At 74.1% G+C, this 15,846-nt stretch carries 16 protein-coding genes; 6 read left to right on the forward strand and 10 right to left on the reverse strand.

The genetic code is table 11. The annotated features are described in order from the left end of the window. Positions 1-20: 20 nt before the first annotated feature. Together FB382_RS17935 and FB382_RS17940 are read left to right on the forward strand one after the other, a co-directional pair. A complete protein-coding gene (locus FB382_RS17935; protein WP_182541045.1) occupies positions 21-1,607 on the forward strand; it encodes an Ig-like domain repeat protein in 1,587 nt (528 codons plus the stop codon). A 49-nt stretch (positions 1,608-1,656) separates the two neighbouring features. Further along, positions 1,657-2,280, forward strand: a complete 624-nt coding sequence (locus tag FB382_RS17940; RefSeq protein ID WP_182541046.1) for a hypothetical protein — start codon at positions 1,657-1,659, stop codon at positions 2,278-2,280. A 71-nt stretch (positions 2,281-2,351) separates the two neighbouring features. Here the strand turns inward: FB382_RS17940 and FB382_RS17945 are convergent, their stop codons facing one another. Both FB382_RS17945 and FB382_RS17950 read right to left on the reverse strand, forming a co-directional pair. Then, positions 2,352-4,778: a sodium-translocating pyrophosphatase gene (locus tag FB382_RS17945; protein ID WP_182541047.1), complete on the reverse strand. Its 2,427-nt coding sequence runs from the start codon at positions 4,776-4,778 to the stop codon at positions 2,352-2,354. Positions 4,779-4,982: 204 nt separating this feature from the next. Further along, positions 4,983-5,321, reverse strand: coding sequence for an anti-sigma factor antagonist (locus FB382_RS17950; RefSeq protein WP_125036732.1), 339 nt, complete (start codon positions 5,319-5,321; stop codon positions 4,983-4,985). A 169-nt stretch (positions 5,322-5,490) separates the two neighbouring features. On the opposite strand from FB382_RS17950, the gene FB382_RS17955 reads away from it, so the two are divergent. Next, on the forward strand, positions 5,491-7,833 hold the full coding sequence (locus tag FB382_RS17955) for a DEAD/DEAH box helicase (RefSeq protein WP_343055659.1): 2,343 nt from the start codon (positions 5,491-5,493) through the stop codon (positions 7,831-7,833). Positions 7,834-7,853: 20 nt separating this feature from the next. After that, positions 7,854-8,171, forward strand: a complete 318-nt coding sequence (locus FB382_RS17960) for a hypothetical protein (RefSeq protein ID WP_182541048.1) — start codon at positions 7,854-7,856, stop codon at positions 8,169-8,171. Positions 8,172-8,178: 7 nt separating this feature from the next. Here the strand turns inward: FB382_RS17960 and FB382_RS17965 are convergent, their stop codons facing one another. The 7 genes from FB382_RS17965 to ssd all read right to left on the reverse strand — a co-directional run bounded on the left by FB382_RS17965 (position 8,179) and on the right by ssd (position 12,908). Further along, complete coding sequence (locus tag FB382_RS17965; RefSeq protein ID WP_182541049.1) at positions 8,179-8,523, reverse strand: Rv3654c family TadE-like protein; 345 nt, start codon at positions 8,521-8,523, stop codon at positions 8,179-8,181. Further along, positions 8,520-8,882, reverse strand: coding sequence for a TadE family type IV pilus minor pilin (locus FB382_RS17970; protein ID WP_182541050.1), 363 nt, complete (start codon positions 8,880-8,882; stop codon positions 8,520-8,522). Before FB382_RS17970 ends, FB382_RS17965 begins: the two co-directional genes overlap by 4 nt. Continuing rightward, the gene (locus FB382_RS17975; protein WP_182541051.1) at positions 8,879-9,067 is read right to left on the reverse strand and encodes a DUF4244 domain-containing protein; all 189 of its coding nucleotides are present in this window, start codon (positions 9,065-9,067) and stop codon (positions 8,879-8,881) included. Before FB382_RS17975 ends, FB382_RS17970 begins: the two co-directional genes overlap by 4 nt. Before the next feature lie 145 nt (positions 9,068-9,212). Continuing rightward, positions 9,213-9,935, reverse strand: a complete 723-nt coding sequence (locus FB382_RS17980) for a type II secretion system F family protein (protein WP_182541052.1) — start codon at positions 9,933-9,935, stop codon at positions 9,213-9,215. Next, a complete protein-coding gene (locus tag FB382_RS17985) occupies positions 9,932-10,699 on the reverse strand; it encodes a type II secretion system F family protein (RefSeq protein ID WP_182541053.1) in 768 nt (255 codons plus the stop codon). The genes FB382_RS17980 and FB382_RS17985 overlap by 4 nt, the downstream gene beginning before the upstream one ends. Then, entirely contained in the window at positions 10,696-11,850 is a 1,155-nt protein-coding gene (locus tag FB382_RS17990; protein WP_182541054.1) for a TadA family conjugal transfer-associated ATPase, read from the reverse strand. Before FB382_RS17990 ends, FB382_RS17985 begins: the two co-directional genes overlap by 4 nt. Continuing rightward, positions 11,847-12,908, reverse strand: coding sequence for a septum site-determining protein Ssd (gene ssd / locus FB382_RS17995; protein WP_182541055.1), 1,062 nt, complete (start codon positions 12,906-12,908; stop codon positions 11,847-11,849). The genes FB382_RS17990 and ssd overlap by 4 nt, the downstream gene beginning before the upstream one ends. Positions 12,909-13,049: 141 nt before the next feature. On the opposite strand from ssd, the gene FB382_RS18000 reads away from it, so the two are divergent. After that, positions 13,050-13,850 (forward strand): HAD family hydrolase, encoded by an 801-nt coding sequence (locus FB382_RS18000; protein ID WP_125036741.1) that lies wholly within the window; start codon positions 13,050-13,052, stop codon positions 13,848-13,850. A gap of 261 nt (positions 13,851-14,111) precedes the next feature. Here FB382_RS18000 and FB382_RS18005 read toward each other — a convergent pair whose 3' ends face one another. Then, positions 14,112-14,840, reverse strand: a complete 729-nt coding sequence (locus FB382_RS18005; RefSeq protein WP_182541056.1) for a Fic family protein — start codon at positions 14,838-14,840, stop codon at positions 14,112-14,114. A 54-nt stretch (positions 14,841-14,894) separates the two neighbouring features. Between FB382_RS18005 and FB382_RS18010 the strand changes: the two genes are divergently transcribed. Continuing rightward, complete coding sequence (locus tag FB382_RS18010; protein ID WP_182541057.1) at positions 14,895-15,764, forward strand: class I SAM-dependent methyltransferase; 870 nt, start codon at positions 14,895-14,897, stop codon at positions 15,762-15,764. Positions 15,765-15,846 lie beyond the last annotated feature (82 nt).

The raw sequence follows: 15,846 nt of genomic DNA on the forward strand, positions 1-15,846 counted from the left end.
GCAACGGGAGGAAGCACCGCATGAAGCTGCGCCGCGCCATCGGATCGACACTGACATCGGCACTCGTGGCCGCCACCTTCGCAGTTCCGGCGCTCGGGTTCGCCGGGGCCGCCGAGGCCCGGCCGGGCCCGGCCCACCCACCGGCCGCGCGCGGGCTGCTCGACCCGCTGGCCCAGGTGACGGCGCCCGTCATCGCTGGCACCGGCGCCGTCGGCTCGCCGCTGGACCTGACCATGCCGACCTGGAACCTCCCGGGCGTGACCAATGCGGTCCAGTGGCTCAGCGACGGCGCGCCGATCCCGGGCGCGACCGGTGGCTCCTACGTCCCGGTCGTCTCCGACGCCGGCTCCGTGGTGATGGCCAGGGTCACCGGCACGCTGTTCGGCCAGCTGCCTGTGGACACCTTCAGCAACGCGATCCCGGTCCCGGCCGACCCCGGCGGCGGGGGCGGCGGGGGCGGTGGCGGCACGGATCCGGGCACCGACGTGCTCACGCTGGTGAGCGGCCTGGGCCTGCCCGCCACGGCCGAGGTCGGCCAGCTGATCGTCCTGGCCGAGCCGGTGTGGAGCCTTCCGGGCGTCACCACGACCTACCAGTGGCTGCGCGACGGCGCCCCCATCCCCGGCGCCGACGACCCGTTCTACGTGCCCACGCTCGACGACGCCGGCCACCAGCTGCAGGTGCAGCTCACCGGCGCTGTCGCCGGGCTTCCGATGGTCACCGAGACCAGCCAGGCGCTCGGCATCCCGCTCACCTCGAACCCCGCAGTCACCCCCGCCGGCGACGTGACCGTGACCGGCCCGAAGAAGATCGGCACCAGGCTGGCGCTCCAGGGCCCGACCTGGAACCCCGCGGACGCCACCAACAAGTACCAGTGGCTGCGCGACGACGCACCGATCGCCGGCGCCACCCTCGCGACGTACGACCTGACGGCCCTCGACCTCGGGCACGCCATCACCGTGAAGGTGACCGGCCACAAGGACGGCTTCACCGACGCCACGATCACCAGCGCCACGGTGACCCCGCTCGTCGGCGACCCGATCACCTACGTCACCAAGCCGACCGCGTCCGGCGCCGGCAGGGTCGGCCGGTTGCTGACCGCCGCCCCCGGCAACTGGACCGGCGGCACCGACGGCGGCGCGGAGCCGGCGTACGCCTTCCAGTGGCAGCGCAACGGCGTGGCCATCCCGGGCGCCGTGGGCCAGCAGTACCAGGTCGCCCCCGCCGACGCCGGCCGCGACCTGTCCGTGCTGGTGACCGCGACCCGTCCGGCCTACAAGCCCGGGTCGTTCACCACCGCCAACATCCACGTCGCCAAGCTGGCCTCCACGCTGTCGGCGAGCCTCGCGAAGTCCACGATCCGCAAGGGCAGCGCGGCCCTGGTGAAGCTCGCCCTCAAGGTCCCCGGCCAGGCCTTGCCGGGGGGCGCGGTGAAGATCATGGACGGCAGCAAGGTCCTCAAGACCGTCCGGCTCACGGCCGGCAAGGCCTCGGTGCGCCTGACGAAGCTCAAGCCCGGCCTCCACAAGCTGCGTGCGGTGTACGCCGGCACGACCGCCGTGGCCGGCTCGCGCTCCCGCGTCCTCAAGCTGACCGTGAAGAAGTAGCCGGGCGCGACCTCCCGGACCGGGCCGGCGCGTGCTGTTTCAATGCAGCATGCGCCGGCTCGTCCTGCTCCTGCTCCCCCTCCTGCTCCTGGGCACCACGACCGGCCCGCCGTCGTACGCCGGGGACGGCGCGACCGACCGGCGCCCGGTCCGCGCACTGATCACCTTCGACAAGGACGCGCAGCACCCGTGGGACAGCCGGGTCGTCTGGCGGGCCTACCGCCAGGACCCCGACGACACCTGGGAGATGACCGAACGCCGGGAGTGGCGGGCCGGCTCGGGGTTCGGCGGGCCCGACACCACCCACGAGTGCGTGCGCAACCGGGGCTGGCTGCCCAACGGCCGCTACTCCTTCGTCCAGCACGACGACTACGCCGGCAGCCTGATCCACGGCCGCGTGTTCTTCCTCGGCGCCAAGGCCTGCCGCAACGGCACGGTCCGGCGCGACCTGTTCATCCACACCGAGACAGGCGCGGGCAACCAGCAGTGCGCGGACACGAAGGGCGACCAGATCTGCCGCTGGGAGTGGCCGAAGATCAACGACTACCGCTCCGCCGGCTGCATCAAGATGGCGCCGCGCGACCTCCTGGCCCTGACCCGGCACTTCCACCGCTACTTCGACGCCGGCGTGCGCTACGCCCGGCACCGGGTGCAGGTGAAGGTCATCCCCTGACGGAGCACACGAACGACACCGGCCCCGGAGCGAAGCGCTCCGGGGCCGGTGTCGTTCGTGCGTGCTGCCGCCTAGTGCGCGGGCGGCTGGAACTGCCGGGTGGCGTCGGGGTCCTCCACCGGGTCGACCGGGGTCGCCGGACCGGCGTCGGGCACGAAGGCCCGCTCGCGGGTCTCGCCGGCCGGGTCGGCCACGGGGACCGGCGCGGCAGGCACCGCGTCGTCGTCGGAGCCGATCGCCACCTCGCGCTGCTTGGAGATGTAGACCGCCACGGCGATGATCGCCACCGCCACGATCGCGATCACGATGCGGAGCGTGTCGTTCTGGTCCTTGCCGACGCCCATCGACACGACGGCGCTGGCGATCAGCAGCGAGACCAGGTTCATCACCTTGATCAGCGGGTTGATCGCCGGGCCGGCGGTGTCCTTGAACGGGTCGCCGACGGTGTCGCCGATGACCGTGGCCGCGTGGGCCTCGGAGCCCTTGCCGCCGTGGTTGCCGTCCTCGACGAGCTTCTTGGCGTTGTCCCAGGCGCCACCGGAGTTGGCCAGGAAGACGGCCATCAGGGTGCCGGTGCTGATCGCACCGCCGAGGAAGCCGGCCAGGGCCGTGACGCCGAGGCCGAAGCCGACGGCGACCGGGGCCAGCACGGCCAGGAGGCCGGGCGTCACCAGCTCGCGCAGCGAGTCCTTGGTGACGATGTCGACGACCTTGCCGTACTCCGGGCGACCGGTGCCCTCCATGATCCCGGGGATCTCGCGGAACTGGCGGCGCACCTCGAAGACCACGGCGCCCGCGGCCCGTCCGACCGCGTTGATCGCGAGGCCGGAGAAGAGGAACACCACGGCCGAGCCGAGGAGCATGCCGACCAGGACGGCGGGGTTGAAGACGTTGAAGTTGAGCAGGGCGTACTCGTCGCGAGCGGGGTTGGCCTTGGCCAGCGCCTCGCCCACCGAGGTGGAGTAGGAGCCGAACAGCGCCGTCGCCGCGAGCACCGCCGTGGCGATCGCGATGCCCTTGGTGATCGCCTTGGTCGTGTTGCCGACCGCGTCGAGCTCGGTGAGGATCTGCGCGCCGTGCTCGGACACGTCGCCGGACATCTCCGCGATGCCCTGGGCGTTGTCCGAGACCGGGCCGAAGGTGTCCATCGCGACGATGACGCCCACGGTGGTCAACAAGCCGCAACCGGCCAGCGCCACCGCGAAGAGGCTGACCGTGAGGGTCGCGCCGCCGAGCAGGAACGCTCCGAAGACCGCCGCACCGATGACCAGGGTCGTGTAGACCGCGGACTCGAAGCCGACCGAGAGCCCGGAGAGGATCACGGTGGCCGCGCCGGTGAGCGAGGTCTTGCCGACGTCCTTGACCGGGCGGTACTCGGTGCCGGTGAAGTAGCCGGTCAGGGCCAGGATGCCGGCGGCCATCACGATGCCGATGACGACGGCCGTGGAGGCGATCAGCCGCGGGCTGCCGCTGGCGCCACCCATGTCGGTCCCGGTCACGTTGGTGAAGTCGGCGAAGCTGCCCGGCAGGTAGACGAAGGACAGCACCACCGAGGCCACGGCCGCGATGCCCGCGGAGATGTAGAACGCGCGGTTGATGGTGGTCAGGCCGTTCTCACCCGGACGCGGCTTGCAGAGGTAGACACCCGCGACGGCGGTGAGCGCGCCGATGGCGGGGATCAGGAGCGGGTAGACCAGGCCCTTGTCACCGAAGGCCTGCGAGCCGAGGATCAGCGCCGCCACCAGGGTCACGGCGTAGGACTCGAAGAGGTCCGCGGCCATGCCGGCGCAGTCGCCCACGTTGTCACCGACGTTGTCGGCGATCGTCGCGGCGTTGCGCGGGTCGTCCTCGGGGATGTTGTTCTCGACCTTGCCCACCAGGTCGGCACCGACGTCGGCCGCCTTGGTGAAGATGCCGCCGCCGACCCGCATGAACATCGCGAGGAGGGCGGCGCCGAAGCCGAAGCCCTCGAGCACGTGCGGGGCGTGGTCCTTGAAGAGCATCACCACGACGCTGGCGCCGAACAGGCCCAGGCCGACGGTGAGCATGCCGACCATGGCGCCGGTGCGGAAGCCGATGTTCATGGCGGGGTCGCGCCCCTCGGTCTCGGCGGCCGCGGCCACCCGGAGGTTGGCCTTCACCGCCAGCGACATGCCGAGGTAGCCGACCGTCGCCGAGAAGCCGGCACCGACCAGGAAGAAGATCGAGCGACCGATCCTCACCGCCGCGTCGTCCGCGGGCAGGGCCAGGAGCAGGAAGAACGCGATGGCGGCGAAGATGCCGAGCGTCCGGAACTGCCGCTGCAGGTAGGCGTTGGCGCCCTCCTGCACCGCCTGCGCGATGTTCTTCATGTTGTCGGTGCCTTCACCGGCGGCAAGAACCTCTTGGCGGAACATCCACGCCATCGCGAGCGCGCCCAGCGCGATCAGGGCGACGACGATGACCAGGACGAGGTTGCCGCCGGAGACGTCGACGACGAAGGGGTTGATCCCCGCCATGTGATTCCTCCTGCGAGCTCAAGGGAGTGATGCAGATCACGAACGAGCCGGAGTCTACGCACGGGTGAGGTCCCAGCAGCAGGAAGGTGTGACGCGGGCCACACGGCGCGTCGGTGCCGACCGACGTACGTCGGGGCAGGCCGGAGCGAGCCGGGGCCGGCGAAGCGGCCGCGGGCCGCCGGTCAGTCGGCGCTCAGGCGCCGGTCAGTTGCCGGCGAGCGCGGCGTCTGCCGACTCGTGGATCACGAAGACCTTGGCCAGGCCGGTGATCCGGAAGATCTTCAGGAGCCGGTCCTGGTTGCAGACCAGCTGGAGCGAGCCGTCGTGGGCACGCACCTTCTTGAGGCCGCCGACGAGCACACCGAGACCCGTGGAGTCGAGGAACTCGACGTCCTCCATGTCGATGACGAGGTCGTAGACGCCGCCGGCCACGAGCTCGGTGATCTTGTCCCGAAGCTTGGGGGCGGTGTAGACGTCGATCTCGCCGCCGACACTGACGATGGTCTTCCCATCGACGTCTCGCGTTGCAAGAGTCAGGTCCACGGGTTCTCTCCTGATGGCACTGGTTTCACGGAGCCGGATCGGCGAAGCAGATGCAGGGTCGATCATCGGCCAGCATCATCAAACCACGCGACGTGGCCGCGCGCACAAAGAAGTAAAACCTGAGCGTGCGGCCGAGGGCTCTGTCGGCGCCCTTTGCGACACTGGAGGGGTGGATCAAGCCCTCGTCCGACGCCCCCTCGAGGTGGCCGCGCTGGTCGACCGGCTGACGTCCGTCCCCGGTCGCGAGGGGCGGCTCACCCACCTGGAGATGCTCCCGCCGCGCGCCGCGGTCACCGCCGCGTGGCCCGCGTGGGCCGCGCCCGACGTGGTCGCCGCGTTCACCGCGCGCGGGGTGGTGCTTCCCTGGCAGCACCAGGCGGCCGCGGCCGACGCCGCCCACGCCGGGCAGCACGTCGTCCTCGCCACCGGCACCGCCTCGGGCAAGTCCCTCGCCTACCAGCTGCCGGCCCTGTCGGCGATCCGCTCCGCGCGGGGCGAGCGCGGTCAGCGCGGTGCCACGGTGCTCTACCTCGCCCCGACCAAGGCGCTGGCCCAGGACCAGCTCGCCGGGCTGGCCGGGCTCGACCTCGACGTCCGGGTGACCACCCACGACGGCGACTCCGGCCGCGACCAGCGCGACTGGGCGCGTGACTACGCCGAATACGTCCTCACCAACCCCGACATGCTCCACCGCTCGCTGCTCCCCGGGCACGCGCGCTGGGCGTCGTTCCTGGGCTCGCTGCGCTACGTCGTGGTCGACGAGTGCCACCACTACCGGGGCGTCTTCGGCGCCCACGTCTCCCACGTGCTGCGCCGGCTCCGCCGGATCTGCGCCCTCTACGGCGCGTCGCCGACCTTCGTCCTCGCCTCCGCCACGGTGGCCGAGCCCGAGGTGGCCGCCCACCGGCTCACGGGCCTCGACGTGCTCGCGGTCACCGACGACGCCTCGCCCCGCGGCCGCGTCGCGCTGGCCCTGTGGGAGCCCCCCTTCACGTCGCACGCCGGTGAGAACCACGCCCCGGTCCGCCGGGCCGCCTCCTCGGAGACCGCCGACCTGCTGGCCGACCTGGTCGCCGAGGACGTGCGCACCCTCGCCTTCGTCCGGTCCCGCCGCGGCGCCGAGCAGGTCGCGCTCACCGCGGCCGAGCTGCTCGCCGAGGTCGACCCCTCGCTGCCCTCCCGGATCGCGTCCTACCGCGGCGGCTACCTGCCCGAGGAGCGGCGCGCGATCGAGGAGGCGCTGCGCCGGGGCGAGCTCACCGGGCTCGCCGCGACCAACGCGCTCGAGCTCGGCATCGACATCAGCGGCCTCGACGCGGTGCTGATGGCCGGCTTCCCCGGCACCCGCGCGGCGCTCTGGCAGCAGGTGGGCCGGGCCGGCCGAGGCGCCCAGGACGCGCTCGGCATCCTCGTCGCCCGCGACGACCCGCTGGACACCTACCTCGTGACCCACCCCGAGGCGCTGCTCGGGCGACCCGTGGAGGCGACGGTCTTCGACCCGTCCAACCCCCACGTCCTCGGCCCCCACCTGTGCGCGGCCGCCCACGAGGCCCCGCTCACCGAGGCCGATCTGCCGCTCTTCGGGCCGACCACCCGCGACGTGCTCGACCTGCTCACCGGTGCCGGGCTGCTGCGCAAGCGACCGCGCGGCTGGTTCTGGACCGATCGGCGCCGCGCCTCCGACCTGGCCGACATCCGCTCCACCGGCGGTGCGCCCGTGCAGCTGGTCGAGTCCGAGACCGGCCGCGTCATCGGCACCGTCGACGCCTCCAGCGCCCACGGCACGGCCCACCCCGGCGCGGTCTACGTCCACCGCGGCGAGACCTGGCTGGTGCAGTCGCTCGACCTCGAGGAGCACGTGGCGGTCATCGAGCGCGCCGAGCCCGACTACTCCACCTCGGCCCGCGAGGTCACCGACATCGCGATCGTGGGCGAGCGCGAGCACCGCGACTGGGCGGGCTGCCGCCTCTCCTTCGGCGAGGTCGACGTGACCCACCAGGTCGTGTCGTTCCTCAAGCGCCGGCAGCCCGGTGGCGACGTGCTCGGCGAGGAGCCCCTCGACCTGCCCGAGCGTTCGCTGCGCACCTGTGCCGTGTGGTGGACCGTCCCCCAGCACGTGCTCGACGAGGCCGGTCTGGCCGCGGCGGACCTGCCGGGAGCCGCCCACGCCGCCGAGCACTGCTCGATCGGCCTGCTCCCCCTCTTCGCCACCTGCGACCGCTGGGACATCGGCGGCGTCTCGACCGCTGTCCACCCCGACACCGGGATGCTCACGGTCTTCGTCTACGACGGCCACCCCGGCGGCGCCGGCTTCGCCGAGCGCGGCTTCCGGGCGGCCCACGAGTGGCTGACCGCCACCCGCGACACGATCGCGTCCTGCTCCTGCGACGAGGGCTGCCCGTCGTGCATCCAGTCGCCCAAGTGCGGCAACCAGAACAACCCGCTCGACAAGGCCGGGGCGACCCGCCTCCTCGACGTGTTGCTCGGCACCGACAGCGGCGCCCTGCGATAGTCGCGAGTAGTGTCACCACCATGGTGATCCTGGGGCTCCTGCTCATGCTCGGTGGCGCGCTCGTCGTGCTCGCCGGCCTCTTCACGGCCGACGGAACGGCGCAGTTCCTCGGCACCGATGTGTCGGCTGCGGCCGTGTTCTTCTTCGGCGTGGCCGCCGGCGTGGCCGTGCTGTGGGGGTTCTCGATCATGAAGTTCGGCACGAAGCGGTCGATCCAGCACCGCCGCGACGCCAAGAAGCTCAACGAGCTCTCCCGCAAGCTCGACCGCGTCGAGTCCGAGCGTGCCGAGGACGACACCGACACCCGCGAGGAGCACCGGGGCGAGCACTCGCTCTGACCCCGGCTCACCCGGGTCCGGCCCGCGCCTCGGCCTCGAGATCGGCGAGCTGACCCAGCCAGTGCGGGCCGGCGACACGCACGCGCACCTGGACGTCCCGACCGGTCACCGAGCAGCCGACGAGCACCGCTCCGTTGGCCGAGGCCAACACCGATCCCACGCCGCACGGGTCACCCCCTCGGGCCGCCGCCTGCGCGGCCGCGAGGGCGGCGAGGTCGGCGGCCGACTGCGCGTCGCGATGGGCCTTCACGAGTGCCGAGACCACGCCCAGGGCCGCGCCGAGGACGAGCAGGACCCCGGCGCAGGCCACCACGACGAGCGTGACCGAACCGCGCTCGTCGCGCCGGCTCACGGCAGCTCCTCGACCGCGGCCACCGCGGTGGCGTGCAGGTGCACGCCGGGCACGAAGCGAAACAGCCCGCCCGGTCCCGCCACCTCACCGGTCGCGGTCACGGTCACCCGATCACCGTCGGACCCGAGTGTGATCCGGCTGCCGTCGGGGGCGACGGCGAGCCCACGCGCCACCGCCACTCCCTCCGCGTCTCCGCGGGCGGCGGCCCGGGCCGACTCCCGCGCCGCGTCGACGATCCGGACCTGTGCCGCCCCGACGGAGAGCAGCCAGACCAGCCCGACCGTGACCGCGAGCAGCAGCGGCATCGCCAGGGCGAGCTCGGCCGTCGCGGCGCCGCACTGCCCGGGGGCTCGTCTCATCCGATGCCCAGCAGCGAGAGCACGTGGTCGAAGAGCGTGTGCAGCAGCTGGTCGCCGAAGCCGCCGGTGAGGAGCTTGTAGAGCAGGCCGGCGAGCCCGGCGCCGGCGGCGGTGCCGACGGCGTACTCCGCGGTCGTGATGCCGTGCTCGGACTGCCGGGTCGTGGTGGCGGACGGTGCTGTCATGAGGGACCTCCTGGTGAGGGGCGGCCGCGGCGCGGCCTCGTGGTCCGACCCTCGGCCAGGTCGGGGACGTCGCGCCGGGACGCGGACGCCGCCTGGGGACGGAGGACTCGCGGGGGCCGGCGGTGGACGACTCGTGGCCTGGTCGCTACAGGTCGAGCGAGGTGAGCAGGGCTGCCACCAGGGGGACGATCCCGATCAGCACGAAGGCCGGCAGCAGGCACAGGCCGAGCGGGACGGCCGCCTTGACGCCGACCGCCCGGGCGCGCTCCTCGACGTCGCCCCGTGCCCGCTCGCCGAGCTCGTCGGCGAGTCGCTCCACCGAGCGCACGACCGAGGCGCCCGTCGCCTGCGCCCGGGCCAGGGCCCGTCCGAGCGGCGCCAGGTCGGGGTCGTCGACGAGCGAGCCCCAGACCTCGACCGGGTCGAGGCCGAGGGCCAGCCGGGCGCCGACCCGGTCGAGGCGCTCGGCTGCGGGGCCGGGCAGGGCGGCGCACACCAGCCGGAGCGCGTCCTCGGGGGCCGTGCCGGACCGGAGGGCCGAGGCGAACAGGCTGACGAGGTGCGGCAGGTCCCGCCGGACCAGGGCCCGGCGACGGCGTACGTCGGCGGGCTCCGCGCGTCCGGCCACGACCCACGCCGCGACCGCGACAGCCAGCCCCGCCACCGGCCCGGCGCGGCCGTCGACGAAGAGCGCACCGCCCGCCCCGGCGAGGAGAGCGAGCAGGAGCCGGTGGCGCCGCAACCCGCCAGCCCGCGGCGTCGGCGGCGCGGCCGTGGCCGGCCCACGCGACAGACGGGGCCGCCCGGGCACGAGGAGGAACGCGGCCGCGGCCGCGGAGACGCCGGCGAGCCACGCCTGGCTGCTCACGGCCCGGCGTCCACGGCCCGGGCGATGGTCTCGATCCAGGCGAGCCCGACGAAGCCGAACACCAGGCCCGCAGCGAGGCAGGCGAGTCCGACCGGGTGGCCGAGCAGGAAGCCCCAGGGGTCGCCCCCGGCCCCCGAGCCCGTCGCCAGGGACAGCACGGGCAACCCGGCGACCAGGCGCGCCGTCGCGCGTGCCGAGGCCAGCTCGCCGTCCACCACGCGGCCGGTGGCCGCCGCGGCGCGCAGGTCGCGGGCCACCCGGTCGACCGCCTCGGCGAGGCCCTGCCCGGTGCGGTGGGCCACCTGCCAGGCAGCCGCGACCAGCCGGAGGTCCCCGCAGCCCGGGCCGGTTGCGAGGCCACGGAGGGCGGCGGGGACGTCGGCCCCCACCCGGAAGGCCGCGGCGGCGGGTGCGAGGGGGGGCCAGGAGGCGGCGGCCCGGTCGAGCGCGGCACCGGGCGGCTGCCCTGCTGCGAGCTCGGCGGCGAGCAGCTCGCACGTCTCCCGGACACGCTGGGCCGTCGCCCGGACAGCCAGCCGTCGGCGTCGTGCGACCACGAGGTGGGCCGCGCCGGCCAGCACCCCGGCACCGATCACGAGCAGCACCATCCGGCGGCCGGGCACGGCGATCGCCGCCCCGGCGAGAAGGAGCCCGGCGCCGGCGACGGCCGCCGGGAGTGGCACGGCCCGGGGCGTCGGGAGGGACGGTCGACGCGGCAGCAGCAGGAGCACGGCGAGGGCCGCGCACCCGGCCGCGAGGATCACGCCGACCACCGCCGTGCCAGCAGGGCGTCGAGCCGCGCGGCGGCCGGCCCGGGCACCGCCCCACCGTCGGGCGCCAGGTCGAGCGCGGCCTCCATGGCCACCAGGCCGGCCGGCGTCCGCACCGGCACCGCCACCTGCCGCAGCCGGCGGCGTCCATCGCGCCCGCGGCCGAGGTGCAGGACCACGTCCACCGCCGAGGCGAGCTGGCTGTGCGCGGCCTCGCGGCCCAGCCCCGCCGCGAGAGCCAGCGCCTCCACCCGGCTCGGGACGTCCAGCGCCGAGTTGGCGTGGAGCGTGCCGCATCCTCCCTCGTGGCCGGTGTTGAGGGCGGCGAGGAGATCCACGATCTCGCCCCCGCGCACCTCCCCCACGACCAGCCGGTCGGGCCGCATCCGCAGCGCCTGGCGGACCAGGGTGCGGAGGTCGATCGCGCCGGCGCCCTCGATGTTGGGCGGTCGGCTCTCGAGGCCGACCACGTGGGGGTGTTCGGGGCGCAGCTCGCTCGCGTCCTCGACTAGGACCAGGCGCTCCCGCGGGTCGACCAGGCTGAGCAGGGCCGAGAGCAGGGTCGTCTTGCCGGTGCCTGTGCCGCCGGTGACCAGGAACGCCAGCCGCGACTCGACGACCGCCGCGACGAGCCGTGCCGTGGCGGCGTCGAGGGTGCCGGCCTCGACCAGCTCGGGGAGGGAGAAGGCGGTGGCCCGGGGCACGCGCAGCGAGATCACGGTGCCTGGCCGGGACACCGGCGACAGCACCGCGTGCAAGCGGCTGCCGTCGGCCAGGCGGAGGTCGACGTACGGGCTGGCGTCGTCGAGCCGACGACCGCCCAGGGCCGCGAGGCGCTGGGCCAGGCGGCGGACCGACTCCTCGTCGGGGAAGCGGACGTCGGTGGGCTCGAGGCCCTCGCCGCGGTCGAGGTAGACGTGCTCCGCACCGTTGACGAGTACGTCGCTCACGCCCGGCAGCCGCAGCAGCGGCTCGAGCGGTCCCGCGCCGACCACGTCGCGCCGCAGCGCCTCGTAGACCGCCAGCACCGTCGCGTCACCGACCGGCCGGCCCGACTCGCGCAGCGCGACCGCGACCCGGTGGGGCGTCAGGTCGCCCGGCTCGCGCGCCAGCCGTTCGCGGACCGCCTCGAGGTCGCCCGTCATGCCGCGGCCCCCATCACGCGCAGCTGGGCCAGCAGGTCGACGACCGCCCGGCCCAGGGGTCCGCGACGCGACCGGACCGGGCCCATCCCGAGGTCGACGGCCTCCGGGAGTCCCCGCTGGTCGGCCATCGAGGCGAGCACCGGGACCCCGGTCACCCGCGCGATCCGTTCCGGGGCGATGCCGGTGCCGCGGACCACGAGCCGCAGCCGGGACGGATCGGCGAGCCGGGCGCACAGGCGGGCGGCGGAGGCCACGCCCCCGACGGTCGGCACGACCACGACCAGCACCCGGTCGCAGCGGGCCACGACCTCGTCCACCAGGGGGTCCGGGGTGCGGGGCAGGTCCACGACGACGGTGTCGTGCCCACGACGGGCCGCCGAGAGCGCCTCGCGCACCGCGAACGCCTGGAGCGTGGCGGGTCCGGCGTGCACGCCGCGCCCCGGGCGCCAGCCGAGCACGCCGAGGGGGCCGCGGCGCGGCACCGCCTCGCGCAACGACCGGCCGCTGAGCCGCCCGGTCGTCTGCACCAGCGCCTCCCAGCCGACCCCGTCGACGTCCTCCAGCCCGAGCACCCGGTCGCACCCGGGGCCGAGGGGATCGGCGTCGACCACCAGCGCGTCCCCCGCGCGCGCCGCCTCCTGGCCGAGGGCGCAGGCCAGGGTCGTCGCCCCAGCCCCTCCCGAGCCGCCGATCACCCCCAGCACGTGCCCGCGTGACGGGCCCCCCTCCCCGGCGTCGGTGAGCACCTCGGTCAACCACGCGTCCGACCGCGGCAGGTCCGTGACGGTCTCCGCGCCGACCCGCAGGGCCGCCCGGAACATCTCCGCGGGCGCCGGACCCCAGGTGACGACGTGCACCGCACCGCGGCGTGCCGGCGACAGGTGGGCCACCTCGTCCACCAGGTCCGCGCCGAGCAGGACCAGCGAGGCGCCGGTCCACCCCCGCAACGCCGCGCCGCCGTCGTGGGCCACGTCCGGCGTCACCCCCGCGGCCGCGGAGAGCCGCAGCAGGTCGTCGAGGAGCGTGTCGTCGCGGGTGATGAACAGCGGAGTGGTCATGTCGCGGATGGTTCCCGGGCAACCGGCCACCCCAATCCGGAGGTCGCCCGGCCTGTGGACAACGCACGCCGGACACCACGCCCGGGACGAGTGACGGCCCACACGAGGAGGCGCGACCACCCGCGCCCCTACGATGACCGCATGGCGTCCCGCCCGACCGCGGCCTTCTTCGACCTCGACAAGACGATCATCGCCAAGTCGAGCACCCTGGCGTTCTCCAAGCCCTTCCAGGCCGGCGGCCTGATCTCGCGGCGCGCGGTGCTGCGGTCGGCGTACGCACAGTTCGTCTACCTCGTGGGCGGCGCCGACCACGACCAGATGGAGAAGATGCGGCAGTTCATGTCGCAGCTCTGCGCCGGCTGGGACGTCGCGACCGTCCGCGAGATCGTCGCCGACACCCTCCACAACATCGTCGACCCGATCGTCTACGACGAGGCCGTGCAGCTGATCCAGGAGCACCACCTCGCCGGCCGCGACGTCGTCATCGTCTCCACCTCGGGCGCCGAGGTGGTCGGCCCGATCGGCGAGATGCTCGGCGCCGACCGGGTCGTCGCCACCCGCATGGAGATCGTGGACGGCCGCTACACCGGCGACATCGAGTACTACGCCTACGCCGAGGAGAAGGCGCGGGCGATCCGCGAGCTCGCCGAGCGTGTCGGCTACGACCTGTCCCGCAGCTACGCCTACAGCGACTCGGTCACCGACGTGCACATGCTCGAGGCGGTCGGCCACCCGCACGCGGTCAACCCGGACCGGGACCTCCGCAAGATCGCAGCCGGCAAGGGCTGGCCCGTGCTGGTCTTCGTCAAGCCGGTCGCGCTGCGGGGGCGGGTGCCCCTCCCGCCGGCCAAGCCGGCCCTCGCCGCGCTGGCGGTCGGTGGGGTGGTCGCGGTTGGTGGAGTCATCTGGGCCAATGCCCGCAAGCGCCGCCTCGGGGCCTGACGACCGCCGCGATGACCTCAAAAGTCAAGGGTTGAAGGTCGCTCCGGGAGCGCGTAGAAACGAGAACAGAACTCCAGAGCAGCACGTGATCCGGGTACCCACGCGGCGATCTACCCTTCCTTAGGGTGCATGCCACAACGGGAGAATCCCGGGGCAGCAGTTAGATGTTGCACGCTTGGTAGCCATCGGGTTCACGTGTCAGCGGCGGCATCCGAATCCCTGGTGAGTCGGGTGCCGCTCGCATGTCCAGACCAGCTGGGCCTACTCCGCCGCCCGTCGCAGCGGGCTCGCCTCGGCGCCCGCGGCGAACGCCTCCGCGGCGTACAGCACCCACGCCTGGACACCGGGGCGGCCGCCCTCGCGGTAGCCCCGGAGGTTCGACTCGTACGCCGACCGCAGGGCCAGGTGTCCGGCTTCCGGGACGACCAGGGACTTCTCGTCGACGCCGCGCGCCACGAGCACCAGCCGCTCGGCGGCCCGTGCGACCAGCCCGTTGTGGGACGCGAACGGCGCCCCGGTCGCAAGATCGGCGTGCACGACCGCGGCCACCAGCAGGGCCGGGGCGGCGGTCGGGGCGGTCAGGAGCTCGGCCAGGCCGCGCAGGCGGTCCGCGGACGCGGCGTCCCGGGGGCGGCCCAGCTGGTCGGCGGGCAGCGTCGCGGAGCCGGCCAGCGCGTGGATCCGGGCCAGCGCCTGCAGCGGCGTCCGGGCGAGCAGCGGCGCCAGCGACAACAGCTCGGTGGACACCCTCAGGGCGTCCTGGGCGATCTCGTCCCCGGTCCCTTCACGCACGTCGGTCAGCGACGAGGACGAGCCCTCGAGCGCGGCGCTGGCGTGCGCGCCCCGCAGGAGCGACTCAGCGGTCGTCTCGGGCGAGGTGCGGCGCAGCCCGCGGTCGCGCAGCATCACGTCGATGCCGTCCCGCGCGGCGGCGTACGCGGACGGCACGCCCTCGAGGGACGTCAACCAGGCAAGGGGATCCGCGCTCATGGACGTGAAGGCTATCGACCGGTGCCCGGCCACCCAGCCGGTAGCCTGCCGATGATGAGTGACGACAACGCCGCCTGGGCGCGATCCTTCGGCTCCGTGGCCGAGGCCTACGACCGCGGGCGGCCGACGTACCCCCCTGAGGCGGCGGCCTGGCTGGTCGGCGAGCAGCCGGTCACCGTCCTCGAGCTGGGCGCCGGCACCGGCAAGCTCACCGAGCAGCTCGTCGCGCTCGGGCACGACGTGCACGCCACCGACCCGGACCCGGCGATGCTCGCCGTGCTGGGTCGCCACCTCCCCGACGTCCGTACGTCGATCGCCGGGGCCGAGGAGATCCCGCTCGGCGACCGCTCGGTCGACGTGGTGGTCTCCGCCCAGGCCTTCCACTGGTTCGACCTGGACCGCGCCCTGCCCGAGATCGCCCGGGTCCTCAAGCCCGGCGGCCGGCTGGCCGTCGTGTGGAACCAGCGCGACGAGCGGATCCCCTGGGTCCGCAAGCTCGGCCACCTGATCGGCACCCAGGACCAGCTCCGCGAGCCCGCCGAGCCGATCGTGCAGTCGGCGCTGTTCGGGTTCGTCGAGGACATGGCGTTCAAGTCGTGGCAGATCGTCGACCGCGACTCCATCCAGGACCTGGTGCTCAGCCGCTCCAACGTCGCGGTGCTGCCGCCGGAGGAGCGCGAGGCCAAGCTGGCCGAGGTGCTGGCGTTCTACGACGACTACGGCCGGGGCATGGACGGCATGCAGCTGCCCTACGTCGTGAGCTGCTTCCGGGCCACGGTGATCGACCAGCCGCGCCCCGGCGCCGCCGAGGACCCCGACGGTCCCGCCGCTCCCGGGGGGCCCGGCGACGCCGGCGACCCCGCCCCGGAGGGCGAGGTCTCGGACGGCACGGACACCGACATGCTGCTCATCGACTTCCGCTGAGGATCGCAACCTCCCGGCAACCCCTGCGGGGGCAGGCTGGACGCCGCCACCGGCACAGGTCCTAGGGTGGCGTGAGTCACCA

It is taken from the genome of Nocardioides ginsengisegetis, assembly GCF_014138045.1.
Lineage (GTDB): Bacteria > Actinomycetota > Actinomycetes > Propionibacteriales > Nocardioidaceae > Nocardioides > Nocardioides ginsengisegetis.